This window comes from Actinobacillus pleuropneumoniae, from assembly GCF_003290385.1.
GTDB lineage: Bacteria > Pseudomonadota > Gammaproteobacteria > Enterobacterales > Pasteurellaceae > Actinobacillus > Actinobacillus lignieresii.
In genome coordinates, this window is the sequence record NZ_CP030753.1 from 747,886 (window position 1) to 761,901 (window position 14,016).

Below are 14,016 nucleotides of genomic sequence, written 5' to 3' on the forward strand. Positions count from 1 at the left end.
AAAAAAATGCCCTCATTTGAGGGCATTTCGCTATTTGTAAGATAATTAACCTTGTGTCGCTTGGATTGCGGTTAATGCGATCGTATAAACGATATCATCAACTAACGCACCGCGAGAAAGGTCATTCACCGGTTTACGCATACCTTGAAGCATTGGGCCGATAGACACTAAATCCGCAGAACGTTGTACCGCTTTATAGGTCGTATTACCGGTATTTAAGTCAGGGAATACGAATACTGTCGCTTTACCCGCTACCGGAGAGTTCGGTGCTTTAGAGCGTGCAACATCTTCCATTACCGCCGCATCATATTGTAACGGACCGTCAATGATTAAATCAGGGCGTTTTTCTTGTGCGATACGAGTCGCTTCTTTCACTTTCTCAACATCCGCACCGGAACCTGAAGTACCGGTTGAGTAAGAAATCATTGCCACACGCGGGTCGATACCGAACGCTTTCGCCGATTCCGCAGATTGAATTGCAATTTCAGCTAATTGTTCTGCCGTCGGATCCGGGTTCACCGCACAGTCACCGTACACAAGCACTTGATCCGGTAATAGCATAAAGAAGATTGAAGAAACAATCGAGCTACCCGGTGCGGTTTTGATGATTTGCATCGGCGGACGAATCGTATTTGCCGTAGTATGTACCGCACCCGATACTAAACCGTCCACTTCGCCGGCTTCTAACATCATTGTACCGAGTACTACCGTATCCGTTAATTGCTCACGCGCAACCACTTCCGTCATACCTTTATTTTTACGTAACTCGACTAAACGAGCCACATAGTTTTCACGTACTTCTTCAGGATTGATAATCGTAATACCTTTACCTAATACCACACCTTGAGATTCCGCTACACGTTGAACGTCCGTCGGATTTGCTAAAAGCACACATTCCGCGATACCGCGTTCGGCACATAATGCCGCCGCTTTAACGGTACGAGGTTCGTCACCTTCCGGTAATACGATACGTTTTTTCGCTTGACGTGCATATTCGGTTAATTGATAACGGAATGCTGCCGGAGATAAACGACGAGCGCGTGTTGCCGCTTTAGAAATTTCATCAATGAAACCGTGGTTAAATTGGCTTGCAACATATTCTTTAATCGATGAAATACGTTCTTTCTCATCCGCAGGCACTTCTAAGCTGAAACTTTGTAAGTTAAGTGCAGTTTGCCATGTATTACCTTCTACACGGAACACCGGAACGCCGGATTCAAATGCTTGTTGGCAAAGTTTTGCAATCGGTGTTTCGATTTTATAGCCGCCGGTTAATAAGATTGCGCCGATTTCCACACCGTTCATTACCGCTAAAGACGCTGCAACCAATACTTCCGGACGGTCTGCAGAGGTCACTAATAAGCTGCCCGCTTTAAAATGATCAACCATATGCGGAAGACTACGCGCACAGAATGTTACGCCACGGATACGACGAGTTTGTAATTCACCTTCATTGATAATAGCCGCACGTAAGTGTTTCGCTAAGTCGATAGCACGTGTTGCAATTAAATCGGATTTCCACTCAACACAAGCGAGTAATTTAATCGGACTTTTTGCAAATAACGCTTCAACTTCCGCAATATTTTGTGTGCTGTGTTGGAAAGAATCGAAAATTTCGGTTAAGTCCGGACGAGTACGACCCGACTCATCAACCGGTGCGTTAAATTTATTGATAATTACGCCTAATAAGTTAGGGTTGTGACGACCGCCGAACTCTGAAGCGGCCGCTTCTACACGCTCTTTTAATTGGGTCGGTTTATCCGAACCCGGTGCGGCAACTAAGATAATTTCCGCATCTAATGCTTGAGCAATATCATAGTTTACACTGTTAGCGTATGAATTTTTACGAGTAGGGATTAAACCTTCAACAACAACGATTTCATTGTTTTTGCTGAGTTGTTGATGACGTTCAACCACTTTTTCTAATAAAACGTCCGATTGGTTTTGACCGATTAACGCCTCCGCCTCGCTCAACATAAACGGCTCGCCGACTTCTGTCGTTTGCGCCGAACGAATAATCGAAGTAGAGCGGTCTAACGTATCTTCGCCGCTGATAGGTTGCGCGATTGGTTTTAAAAAGCCGACTTTAGAACCTTTTTGTTCCAAAGCATGTACTAAACCGAGACTAACACTCGTTAAGCCGACACCGGTTGTTGTTGGGATTAAGATAATAGTTCTGGACATATTTAAATTCCGTTTGTGTGAAATAGTAAAAGGGCAGAATATCTGCCCTTGGAAATTATAGTGCTAATTTAGCCGTATCTTGTGCAATCACTAATTCTTCGTTAGTCGGAATTACGACCGCTTTGAATGTTGAGTCGTCCGCAGTGATAACGCCGGATTTACCGAAGCGCGCCGCTAAGTTACGTTCAACGTCTAATTTAACGCCGAATAATTTTAAGTGATTTAACGCTAATTCACGTACGTGACCCGAGTTCTCACCGATACCGCCGGTAAATGCGATAGCGTCTAAGTGGTCATCACCTAAGATCGCCATATATGCACCGATGTATTTTGCTAAACGGTAGCTATATACGTCTAATGCACGTTTTGCTTCAGGTTTTGACGCGTCCTCGTAGTTATCTTCCGCATAACGACAGTCGCTGGTTACTTCAGTTAAACCTAAAAGACCCGATTTTTTCACTAACGTATCTTCGATTTGCTCCATTGACATACCTAAGTTTTTGTATAGGTAGAAAACGATTGCAGGGTCGATATCGCCCGAACGAGTCCCCATCACTAAACCTTCTAACGGTGTTAAACCCATTGACGTATCGATACATTTACCGTTACGTACCACAGATACGGAACCGCCGTTACCTAAGTGACAGATAATCGCATTGGTTTGATCTACCGGTTTGCCCGCTAATTCGGCAACTTGTGAGGTGATGAATAAATGGCTGGTACCGTGAGCGCCGTAACGACGGATACCGTGTTCTTTATAGAGTTTGTACGGAAGTGCGTATAAAAATGCTTCTTCCGGCATAGTTTGGTGGAAAGCCGTATCGAATACCGCAACGTTTTTCTCTTTTAACTCAGGGAAAATACGGAATGCTTCTTTGATACCGATTAAATGCGCCGGATTGTGAAGCGGTGCGAATTGAATTGCGTGTTCGATGCCTTTAACTACATCATCATTGATTACTACGGATGAAGTGAATTGCTCACCACCGTGAACGATACGGTGACCGATAGCACCGATACTGGATTTTAATTCTTCTGATAATAATTCATTTGCAATGAAAGTTAATGCTTCGCTATGCGCTGCACCCGCACCTAAATCTGCATTGCCTTTTTCGCCGTGTAATTTCCATTTAATACGAGCATCTTCTAAATTAAATGCTTCCGCTAAACCGGATAATTTCTCGTCACCCGTTTTAGGATCTAACACCGCAAATTTTAAAGAAGAACTACCGCAGTTAAGGATAAGGATTAAGTTTTTAGACATGTCAAACACCTTTATTTCTTTGTTTATGAAAGGATTGATAACTTGTGTGACGCAAATATGCGTACGTCTTTATAAGCATACACGTTTCATGCGCTAAAATAAATTCCTATTCAAAAAATATCCTTAAAAATTGCTCAAAATTTAAGAATTATTCTCATTTTTAGCTTAATTTGTGCAGATTACCGTCCGTTAATTTGGCAAATATCATCAAACCTATAAAAAGCACTAGAGTACAAGCGGTTATTTTTCTACAATAATTTGCAATATCCAATATATTGATAACGTAGGAGAATACAATGTTAAACAGACGACGTTTTATACAATTAGGCGCAAGTACCATGCTCATACTCGGAACGAATAAATTAGCTTTCGCAAAAGCCGGCAATCAAGCGGATTTGCGTATTATCGCTACCACCGATATTCACGGCTTTTTAACGGATTTCGATTACTACAAAGACGCACCGACAGAGAAATTCGGTTTTACCCGTACGGCAAGTTTAATTGAACAGGCGAGAAAAGAAGTTAAAAATAGTGTGTTAGTTGATAACGGCGACTTAATTCAAGGTAATCCGATTGCCGATTATCAAGCTGCCGTAGGTGCTAAACAAGGAAAAGCCGATCCGGCAATTGCTGCTTTAAATGCAATGAAATACGAAGTGGGAACACTAGGAAATCATGAGTTTAACTATGGTTTGGATTATTTAACCGGCGCAATGAAGCAAGCGAATCATCCTATTATCAATGCGAATATCGTTAAACCGGGAACGGACGAGCCTTTCTTCCAACCTTATTTTATTCAAGAAAAAGCCATTATTGATACGCACGGTCAAAAACAAACGATTAAAATCGGCTATATCGGCTTTGTACCGCCGCAAGTGATGGTTTGGGATAAAGCAAACCTTGAAGGTAAAGTGGAAGCTCGAGATATTGTAAAAACCGCAGAAAAATACGTACCTATCGTGAAAGAGAAGGGGGCTGACGTCATTATCGCCTTAGCACACACAGGACCGTCCGATGAACCTTATAAAGAAGGTGCGGAAAATTCGGCATTCTATTTAGCCGATGTAAAAGGCATCGATGCGGTTATTTTCGGTCATTCGCATCGTTTATTCCCGAATAAAGAATTTGAAAAATCACCGAATGCCGATATTGCAAAAGGGACGATGAAAGGTGTTCCGGAAAGTATGGCAGGATACTGGGGAAATAATATCAGCGTAGTTGATTTAAGCTTAGCCGAACAAAACGGCAAATGGGCGGTAGTTGATGGTAAAGCGGCGCTTCGCCCGATTTATAATGCAGAAACTAAAAAAGCGGCGATTGAAAATCATCCGGAAATTGTCGCATTACTTAAAGAAACGCACGAGGCAACCCGTAAATTCGTATCCCAACCAATTGGTAAAGCAACGGATAATATGTACAGCTACTTGGCATTAGTACAAGACGACCCGACCATCCAAATCGTAAACCAAGCGCAAAAAGCCTATGTTGAAAATGTAGTGGTTAAAGGACTGCCGGAACTTACCGGTTTGCCGGTATTAAGTGCCGGCGCACCGTTTAAAACGGGCGGGCGTAAAAACGACCCGACGGGCTTTACCGAAGTGGATAAAGGTCAATTAACCTTCCGTAATGCGGCGGATCTCTATCTCTATCCGAATACGTTAGTCGTTGTAAAAGTCACCGGAGCAGAGTTGAAAGAATGGTTGGAATGTAGTGCGGGTATGTTTAAACAAATCGACCCAACCAATACACAACCGCAAAGTCTATTAGACTGGACCGGCTTCCGTACTTATAACTTTGACGTGATCGACGGAGTAGAGTATCAATTTGATATTACTCAACCGGCTCGTTACGATGGCGAATGTAAATTAATTAATGAAAACTCGCACCGTGTGGTGAATTTAACCTTTAATGGAAAACCGGTTGATCCGAAACAGGAATTTTTAATCGCCACCAATAATTATCGTGCATATGGGGCTAAATTCCCGGGTACCGGTGACAGCCATATCGTATTTTCCGCGCCGGATGAAAACCGTCAAGTGCTTTCCAATTACATTTCGGCGGAAAGTAAGGAGAAAGGTCATGTCGTACCGACCGCAGATAAAAACTGGCGTATTGCACCAATCAATGCCAAAGCGAAATTAGATATTCGTTTTGAAACTTCTCCGACTGAAAAAGCGGCGGCGTTTATTAAAGAAAAAGCGCAATATCCGATGACATTGGTCGGTACGGACGAAATCGGCTTTGCGGTATATCAAGTTGATTTAACGAAATAATTTGCGTTATTTTAATCATTACGGAATACTCGGAAGTTTTATCTAGACCCATCCGAGTATTCCTTGGTGTTATATTTGCATATTAATATTCGCTCTAATTTGATCGAAACTAATACGTTTCACTAATTTGCCATTCTCAAAAACCAGCTCGAGTAAATCATCAGAAAAATCATCTTGTGAAGTTAATCCGTCAATATAATGTTCGGATGAAAGAACTTTTACCCGACCTTTTTGCGATTTCTTCAACCCGTCATCCGTTTTCGGATTTTTAAAAATCGCTTTTTCAACTCCATTAATCGTAATCGAGGTTGCTTTTACGGCAAAACCGAGCGTATCTCGCGTATTGCGTTGATAAGTTTGCGCACCCACACCGAATACAATATTACTGGATGCGAATCCTTTTCGTTCGAGTCCTTCTAAAATAGACAGCATTTTATCGTAAGTCACGACATCGCCATAAATTGCGCCGATATGCGGATCTAACACTTTATAGCCTTTAGTTGCTGTCCCACCAAATATATCCCATAAACATTCAATAAGCCCCTTGCGTTCATGCTCATCACAAGCGGTCGGATTTCCGCAAATAATTGCAAAAAAATCACCGCTATCCGGACGTATAACCACTCGAGCATGCGTAGGGCGAGCCATGATTTCATCTTTCAGTAATGGCAAATTCACGCTGATGTTATGCCAAATATTTTATATTTATAGATAAATCTATTAAATAGATAATTATTTATAACATATACAACTCATATTATGAATCCATAAAACTTCGCATAAGATAGATTATGTTAAATAATAAACTGGTTTGGTATTCTTTATAGTAAAACAAAACCCCAACAGTTTTTACTATTGGGGTTTTTTTAAAGCTTATTTTTAAAACATTGGTAACAAATTACCAGTAAACACGCATACCTACACCGATAGCTTTATCAGTTACACGATCTTTCAAGTTACCAGTTAAATTTCCATCTTTATCGAAGCCTTTATTTTTAACATATTTACCTTCAACAAATGCTACAACTTGTTTATGTAATTGATAATCAACACCTAATAAGAATCCATGAGTTTTACCTTTTACATCTGAATCTGATACTTCAGTACGCTCATATAAATAGTTACCATAGATACGTGAAGCAGGGATAACTTGGTATTGGAAGCCTGGAGCTACAAAGAATGCTTTAGTACGCGCTGCACCATTTTTCTCATATTTATAACCGAAATCGGAAACTAATTTAAAGTCACCAATAGCATAACCTAATGCTAATTCATAACCATCTTGGTAATGTTTGTGGTTTGTACCTGTTGCATAGTTAGAACGACCGATACCACCTTCAACATTAAATGTGTTACCACCTAATTGCGTTTCATATACCGCACCTAAACCATATGCATTTTTGAGTTCATTTACTAAAACTTCACCTCTCGCATTACGTTTTTCAGCGAAATTATAGTTTGCACCAATTTGTAAACCTTCAATACCTTTATAGTCATAACGGATCACTTGGTTACCTGAAGTTGCGATATATGATGGTACGATACCGTATTCGTAATCATCTGTTTGACCGTAATCATCAGCAATTGTTAATTGACGACCAAATGTTACTTCACCATACTGTTTGCTACCTAAACCAACATATGCACGTTTAGCGTATAAATCACCAAATTGGTCATCTGAATTGTTTTTATCAAAACGAATTTCTAAACGACCTAATGCATAGAAATCATTACCTAAGTCATGATTTACACGTACACCAAAACGTGAGCCAGCATTACGTAATTGTGAATGCGCATTTTTATTTTTTACTGTTTTACCGTTTGCATATTTAGTTTTTGAACTTGCTTGTTCAAGCACTAAACGTAAAGAACCATCAACCTGTACTTTAGTACCTTCTGCGTCATACACTGTTACAGCTGAAGCTGATGCTGCGAATGCCGTTACTGCTAATGCAACTAGAGTTTTTTTCATAATGTTCACCTTAATTTTTAATTTTAAGTTTATTTAAAATTACTCTCGATAAGGTGTAAGAGTAATTTTCCAAAACTGACATTTACTTATGGAAGTTTAAGTAAATGCTGATTGCGAGTGAATAATGGCAAAATCATTTATCTATGTCAATAGGTAAACTCTCTCTTTGAAATAAACCAAAAACAATAATAAAAACAAATGGTTACATTGTTTTTTGATTTAAAAAAACAATAAACGTTTAAAAAATGGTTATATACTCCATTTTTAGGTAATTCGTAACATATTGAATTATAATGACTTTATCTTAAATTCTTGATATTTATTAACTTTTTCCCATAAAGCATTTTTTTGTGACTGAAATCACATTTCCGGAAAAAAGTAAATTTTTAGTTGTTTTTTTAAACATAAATAACGCATTACAATTGTTCCGAACCATTCTATAATATAGAAAAACACAATGTAATTAACTATGTTTTCAGACTTCCTTCAAGTTATTCAACAAAAATTAACGGTATTTTCTCCTTTTTTAGAGCAAGAAGTTATCGTGAAAGGAAATCTCTTTTCGCAAAATCAGAAAAAAGTGAGTGATTTTATACAAGAGATAATACACACGGCACAGTTGCTTTCTCAACAAACAACGGAAGATTACGCCGATTTCTATGCCACCAAACTTCTTCGCCAGTTTGATGCGTTAAATCATGCCGTTTTTATGCTTGAAAAAGCGGATTTATCTGCTAGAGAAGTATTTACTACGTCTTTTTCATTCCCAAAAAACATTCACGCCCTCCCCCCTGCCCGTCGATTAAATGAATATCGTAAGGCATTAAGGGCATTAAATGAAAAAATTAGTTGGTTATTAGAAAAAAGCTATGCTGCTAATGAGAACGAAAAAATAATGTGGCAACAGCAAGTTGAAGAAACCGAATATCGTAAGATGAAATGCCAAAAGGCTATTGAAGAGTTGGAAGAAAAACTATCTAAAATATAAGGACGCTAATTGCGTCCTTAGTTATTCTTGGTTATAACGTTTTAGCTAATTTTTTAATAAATTCTTTAAAGTTATTGCCGAACTTATCATGACGTAAACTATATTCGGTAAATGCCTGCATATAACCTAATTTATCGCCGCAGTCGAAAGTACGACCTGTCATATGAAATGCTTCTACCGTTTCTTGCTCAATTAACATATCAATAGCATCGGTTAATTGGATCTCATCGCCTACACCAACCGGTGTTTTCTCTAATAAATCCCAAATACCTGCGGAGAATACGTAACGACCGACAACCGCTAAATTAGAAGGTGCTTCTTCTACACTCGGTTTTTCAACCATTTTCACGATTTTTGCAGTTTCACCTGCCGGAATTTCAACACCGTCACAATCCGCTACGCCATAGCTGCTGACATCTTCTCTCGGTACCGGTGCAACCATAATTTGGCTATGTTGTGTTTCGTTGAAACGTTTAATCATCGCCGCAAGGTTTTCCGTTTTTTGATTCGCAGTAAAATCGGCTAAAATTACATCCGGTAATACGACTGCAAAAGGTTCGTTACCGACTACAGCTCTACCGCATAATACCGCATGACCTAAACCTTTAGCTTGACCTTGACGTACATGCATTAATGTAACGTCTTTTGGCACAATTGAGCGCACTTCTTCTAATAATTGGCGTTTAACACGTTTTTCCAACATAGTTTCAAGTTCAAAAGACGTATCAAAATGGTTTTCGATAGCATTTTTTGAAGAATGAGTCACTAATACGATCTCTTTAATACCAGCCGCTACACATTCGTTCACGATATATTGAATAAGCGGTTTATCCGCAATCGTCAGCATTTCTTTTGGAATCGCTTTTGTTGCAGGAAGCATTCGCGTACCTAAACCCGCTACCGGAATAATTACTTTCATTACATAATCCTTACAAGGTGCATAGCACCGTTTAAATCAAATACGATATCGTATCACATAATAAAGACCGCTCGCATAAGCAAGCGGTCTAATTTCATCTAAATTTTACTCGTTACTGACGAAGTAATGCAAGGATTTCATCAGTTTTCTCTTGCATTAATACTTTATCGCCGCGAGTTTCTAAATTTAAGCGTACAACAGGTTCGGTATTTGAACTGCGTAAGTTGAAACGCCAGTTTTCAAATTCAACGCTGATACCGTCTAAGGTTTCGACTTTACCGTCTTTATACGCTTCTTTAACACGTTCGATAGCCGCTTTAGCATCAGTTAATTTACTGTTAATTTCACCCGGTGACGGGAATTTATCCAAACGAGCACCGACTAATTCGCTTAACGGTTTACCTGTCGTACATAGTAGTTCTAACGTTAATAGCCATGGAATCATACCGCTATCACAGTAGAAGAAATCACGGAAATAATGGTGAGCAGACATTTCACCACCATAAATCGCATCTACTGCGCGCATTTTCTCTTTAATAAACGAGTGACCCGATTTTGACATCACCGCTTCGCCGCCGGCTTCCGATACTAATTCTTCCGTATTCCAAATTAAACGCGGATCATAAATAATCTTAGCACCTTTATTTTTCGCTAAGAATGCTTGAGATAATAAGCCTACTACATAGTAACCTTCGATAAACCCGCCTTTTTCATCAAAGAAGAAGCAACGGTCGAAATCGCCGTCGAATGCAATCCCCGCATCCGCATGATTCGCTAATACGGCTTTAATTGAATCCTCACGGTTTTCATGCAGAATCGGGTTAGGAATACCGTTAGGGAAATTGCCGTCCGGATTATTATGTACTTTAACAAATTCTACCGGCACGTTACGCGCTTTAAATTGTGCTTCAATCGCATCAATGATATGACCTGCCGCACCATTACCCGAGTTAATTACTAGTTTTTTCGGGGTAAGTTTATCTAAGTCGATATAAGAGAGTAAGTGTTCTACATATTCGCCCTGCACGCTTTTTTGCGTATAGCTTCCTCTTTGTGTAACCGGTGGAAAATTATTCTCTTCGGCTAGGCGTTGGATATCGGCTAAGCCCGTATCGGCACTAATCGGACGAGAACCTTCTCTGACTAACTTCATCCCGTTATAATCCATCGGGTTATGGCTTGCCGTTACTTGAATACCGCCGTCGGTTTTAAGGAACGATGTGGCGAAATAAACTTCTTCCGTACCGGTAAGGCCTAAATCAATGACGTTCACTCCCGAATCTAACAAGCCGTTAGTCACCGCACTTTTTAATTCGTTACTTGTTAAACGAACGTCCCCACCGACAACAATACTTTTCGGTTTGAGATATTGTCCAAAAGCACGTCCGATACGGTATGCAATATCCGTATTCAATTCTGTGCCTAATTGACCGCGAATGTCATAGGCTTTAAAACAAGTGAGTTTACTCATAGATTAGTCCTTACTCTGTTAGTGATAAAAATATTTACTGTTGCGTGTCACTAGCGACATCATCCGCTAATGCTTTGATTCTTTGATAAATTTCTTCTCGATGAACAGAAACTTCTTTCGGCGCATTCACACCTAATTTAACTTGATTGCCTCGAACGCTGAGAACGGTAATCTCAACATTATCTCCTATTAGTAAACTTTCCCCAATTTTACGAGTGAGTATAAGCATATAGCCTCCCGAGTCAAAAGCTCTAAAAATTTAGAACTTACGGCAAGATCAATCCGTAGATCTTGCCTAATAATTTAATTAAAGTTTTGCCTGAATCCATTCTTCCGCAAATTTGAGTGCGTTGTCTAAGTTTTGAGGTTCAGAACCGCCTGCCATTGCCATATCCGCTCGACCGCCGCCTTTACCGCCGACTTGTTGCGCCATAGCGCCGACTAATTCACCCGCATTCACTTTACTTGATAAATCTTTCGTTACACCGACAATTAAATTGACTTTCTCGTCCGCTACCGTACCGAACACGACAATTGCGCTTTCAAGTTGATTTTTTAAATCATCCACCATAGTACGTAACGATTTAACTTCTACATTTTCAAGTTTTTGCACCACAACATTAACACCGTTAATCTTGTTAGCTTGCTTCACTAATTCCGAACCCGCCTGTGCGGCAAGTTTATCTTTAAGCTGCTGCAGTTCTTTTTCCGTGCGTTTTGCCTTATCTTGCAATTGTTGAATTTTTTCAACTAATGAATTACTGTCCGCTTTTAAGAATTCCGCACTTTGTTGCAATACTTTTTGCTGATTGTGTAACCATTCGATTGCCGTTTCCGCAGTTACCGCTTCAACACGACGGATTCCTGCGGCAACCGCACCTTCGGATACCAGTTTAAATAAGCCGATATCGCCGGTTCTTTGTACATGAGTACCACCGCAAAGCTCAATAGAAAATTCCGTCATACCGACAACGCGAACAACATCACCGTATTTTTCGCCGAATAATGCCATTGCACCTTTTTTCTTCGCCGATTCAATATCCATGGTTTCAATCGTTACTTGAATATTTTCACGAATTTTACGGTTTACAATACGTTCGATTTCTTCTAGTTGAGATTTACTAATTGCTTCCGGCTGTGAGAAGTCAAAACGCAAAATATTCTCGGAAACCAACGAACCTTTTTGCGCTACATGATCACCTAATACTTCTCTTAATGCGGAATGTAATAAGTGTGTCGCACTATGGTTTGCGGTAATCGCTACACGACGAGTAGCATCAACAGTTGCCGTAACTTTATCGCCGATAGATAAACTACCCGATGTTAATTGACCGATATGTCCGAATACTTGACCGTATTTTTGCGTATCATTTACCGCAAAATTGCAAATTCCCGTTGAGATTAGACCGCTATCCCCTACTTGCCCGCCCATTTCCGCATAAAATGGCGTTTGGTCTAGGATAATTACCGCTGATTCGCCGGATTGAATCGTATCAACCGCTTTACCGTTACTAAATAAACCGACGATAGTCGCTTGAGCTTCTAGATTATCATAGCCGATAAAATCGGTTTGACCTTCCACTTTAATCACATTGTTATAATCGGTACCGAAATTGCTGCTTGCTTTCGCACGCTCGCGTTGAGCGGTCATTTCCGCTTCAAAACCTGCTTTATCAATGGTGAGCTCACGTTCACGGCATACGTCGGCAGTTAAATCTAACGGGAAGCCGTAAGTATCGTAAAGTTTAAATGCCACTTCGCCCGAAAGCGTATTGTTTTCAACTTTTGTCAGAGCATCTTCTAATAATGCCAAACCACGCTCAAGCGTGCGCGCAAATTGTTCTTCTTCCGCTTTTAATGTTTTTTGAATATGCGCTTGTTTTTGCGTTAAAACTTCGCCGGCATGACCCATTACGGTTGCAAGTGTCGGTACTAATTTATAGAAGAACGCTTCTTTTGCACCTAAAAGGTTACCGTGACGAACCGCACGACGGATAATACGACGTAACACATAGCCACGACCTTCATTTGACGGAACTACGCCATCCGCAATTAAGTACGAACACGCACGAATATGGTCTGCCACTACACGTAACGATTTATTATCTAAATCGCTTACATTCAATAAACCGGCAACTTCCTTGATGAGCGTTTGGAAAATATCCGTTTCATAGTTTGAGTTCACGTGTTGCATTACAGCGGTCATACGCTCTAAACCCATCCCCGTATCTACGGACGGTTTCGGTAATTTTTCCATCGTACCGTCTGCCAAACGGTTAAATTGCATAAATACGATATTCCACACTTCGATATAACGATCGCCGTCTTCTTCCGGACTACCCGGTAAACCGCCCCAGAAAGTTTCGCCGTGATCATAGAAGATTTCCGTACAAGGACCGCACGGACCGGTGTCACCCATTGCCCAGAAGTTATCCGAAGCATACGGTGCACCTTTGTTATCACCGATACGAATAATATGATCGGTCGGAACACCTACGATTTTATTCCAAATGTCATAGGCTTCATCATCCGTTTCATAAACGGTTACATATAATTTTTCTTTCGGCAGACCAAGCCATTGCGGAGAAGTTAAATATTCCCAACCGAATTGAATCGCATCATGTTTGAAGTAATCACCGAAACTGAAGTTACCCATCATTTCAAAAAATGTATGGTGGCGCGCGGTATAGCCTACGTTTTCTAAATCATTATGTTTACCGCCGGCACGCACGCAACGTTGTGCGGTGGTCGCACGAGTATAAGGACGTTTTTCTAAGCCGAGAAAAACATCTTTAAATTGATTCATCCCGGCATTAGTGAATAATAAGGTAGGGTCATTTTCAGGTACCAATGAGCTACTCGGTACAACGGTATGTCCTTTACTGTGGAAGAAATCCAAGAAAGATTGTCTGATTTCTGAAGTTGTTTTCATTTAATAACACTCT

General features: G+C 40.3%; 9 protein-coding genes and 1 pseudogene. 2 read left to right on the forward strand and 8 right to left on the reverse strand.

The genetic code is table 11. From position 1 onward, the window contains the following. Nucleotides 1-45 precede the first annotated feature (45 nt). Both pta and DRF63_RS03465 read right to left on the reverse strand, forming a co-directional pair. Entirely contained in the window at nucleotides 46-2,184 is a 2,139-nt protein-coding gene (pta, locus tag DRF63_RS03460; protein ID WP_005596929.1) for a phosphate acetyltransferase, read from the reverse strand. A 55-nt stretch (nucleotides 2,185-2,239) separates the two neighbouring features. Then, nucleotides 2,240-3,448, reverse strand: a complete 1,209-nt coding sequence (locus DRF63_RS03465) for an acetate kinase (RefSeq protein WP_005596931.1) — start codon at nucleotides 3,446-3,448, stop codon at nucleotides 2,240-2,242. 296 nt (nucleotides 3,449-3,744) lie between these two features. On the opposite strand from DRF63_RS03465, the gene cpdB reads away from it, so the two are divergent. Continuing rightward, nucleotides 3,745-5,721 (forward strand): 2',3'-cyclic-nucleotide 2'-phosphodiesterase, encoded by a 1,977-nt coding sequence (gene cpdB / locus DRF63_RS03470; protein WP_005596934.1) that lies wholly within the window; start codon nucleotides 3,745-3,747, stop codon nucleotides 5,719-5,721. Between the two features lie 69 nt (nucleotides 5,722-5,790). Here the strand turns inward: cpdB and DRF63_RS03475 are convergent. Further along, nucleotides 5,791-6,420, reverse strand: a pseudogene (locus tag DRF63_RS03475) (nicotinate phosphoribosyltransferase); the annotation flags it as partial. Nucleotides 6,421-6,619: 199 nt separating this feature from the next. Then, complete coding sequence (locus DRF63_RS03480; RefSeq protein WP_043991795.1) at nucleotides 6,620-7,693, reverse strand: porin; 1,074 nt, start codon at nucleotides 7,691-7,693, stop codon at nucleotides 6,620-6,622. Between the two features lie 469 nt (nucleotides 7,694-8,162). On the opposite strand from DRF63_RS03480, the gene priC reads away from it, so the two are divergent. After that, entirely contained in the window at nucleotides 8,163-8,681 is a 519-nt protein-coding gene (gene priC, locus DRF63_RS03485; protein WP_005596940.1) for a primosomal replication protein PriC, read from the forward strand. 31 nt (nucleotides 8,682-8,712) lie between these two features. Here the strand turns inward: priC and galU are convergent, their stop codons facing one another. The 4 genes from galU to alaS all read right to left on the reverse strand — a co-directional run bounded on the left by galU (nucleotide 8,713) and on the right by alaS (nucleotide 14,003). Continuing rightward, entirely contained in the window at nucleotides 8,713-9,600 is an 888-nt protein-coding gene (galU, locus tag DRF63_RS03490; RefSeq protein WP_005596942.1) for a UTP--glucose-1-phosphate uridylyltransferase GalU, read from the reverse strand. 112 nt (nucleotides 9,601-9,712) lie between these two features. After that, nucleotides 9,713-11,071 (reverse strand): phosphohexomutase domain-containing protein, encoded by a 1,359-nt coding sequence (locus DRF63_RS03495; RefSeq protein ID WP_005596944.1) that lies wholly within the window; start codon nucleotides 11,069-11,071, stop codon nucleotides 9,713-9,715. 34 nt (nucleotides 11,072-11,105) lie between these two features. Beyond that, nucleotides 11,106-11,300, reverse strand: a complete 195-nt coding sequence (gene csrA / locus DRF63_RS03500; protein ID WP_005596946.1) for a carbon storage regulator CsrA — start codon at nucleotides 11,298-11,300, stop codon at nucleotides 11,106-11,108. Nucleotides 11,301-11,378: 78 nt separating this feature from the next. Then, nucleotides 11,379-14,003: an alanine--tRNA ligase gene (gene alaS, locus DRF63_RS03505; RefSeq protein WP_005596948.1), complete on the reverse strand. Its 2,625-nt coding sequence runs from the start codon at nucleotides 14,001-14,003 to the stop codon at nucleotides 11,379-11,381. Nucleotides 14,004-14,016 lie beyond the last annotated feature (13 nt).

Bases quoted from the DNA above. Each gene is read 5' to 3' on its own strand.
- pta (WP_005596929.1), bottom strand. From the start codon at position 2,184: ATGTCCAGAACTATTATCTTAATCCCAACAACAACCGGTGTCGGCTTA.
- DRF63_RS03465 (WP_005596931.1), bottom strand. From the start codon at position 3,448: ATGTCTAAAAACTTAATCCTTATCCTTAACTGCGGTAGTTCTTCTTTA.
- cpdB (WP_005596934.1), top strand. From the start codon at position 3,745: ATGTTAAACAGACGACGTTTTATACAATTAGGCGCAAGTACCATGCTC.
- DRF63_RS03480 (WP_043991795.1), bottom strand. From the start codon at position 7,693: ATGAAAAAAACTCTAGTTGCATTAGCAGTAACGGCATTCGCAGCATCA.
- priC (WP_005596940.1), top strand. From the start codon at position 8,163: ATGTTTTCAGACTTCCTTCAAGTTATTCAACAAAAATTAACGGTATTT.
- galU (WP_005596942.1), bottom strand. From the start codon at position 9,600: ATGAAAGTAATTATTCCGGTAGCGGGTTTAGGTACGCGAATGCTTCCT.
- DRF63_RS03495 (WP_005596944.1), bottom strand. From the start codon at position 11,071: ATGAGTAAACTCACTTGTTTTAAAGCCTATGACATTCGCGGTCAATTA.
- csrA (WP_005596946.1), bottom strand. From the start codon at position 11,300: ATGCTTATACTCACTCGTAAAATTGGGGAAAGTTTACTAATAGGAGAT.
- alaS (WP_005596948.1), bottom strand. From the start codon at position 14,003: ATGAAAACAACTTCAGAAATCAGACAATCTTTCTTGGATTTCTTCCAC.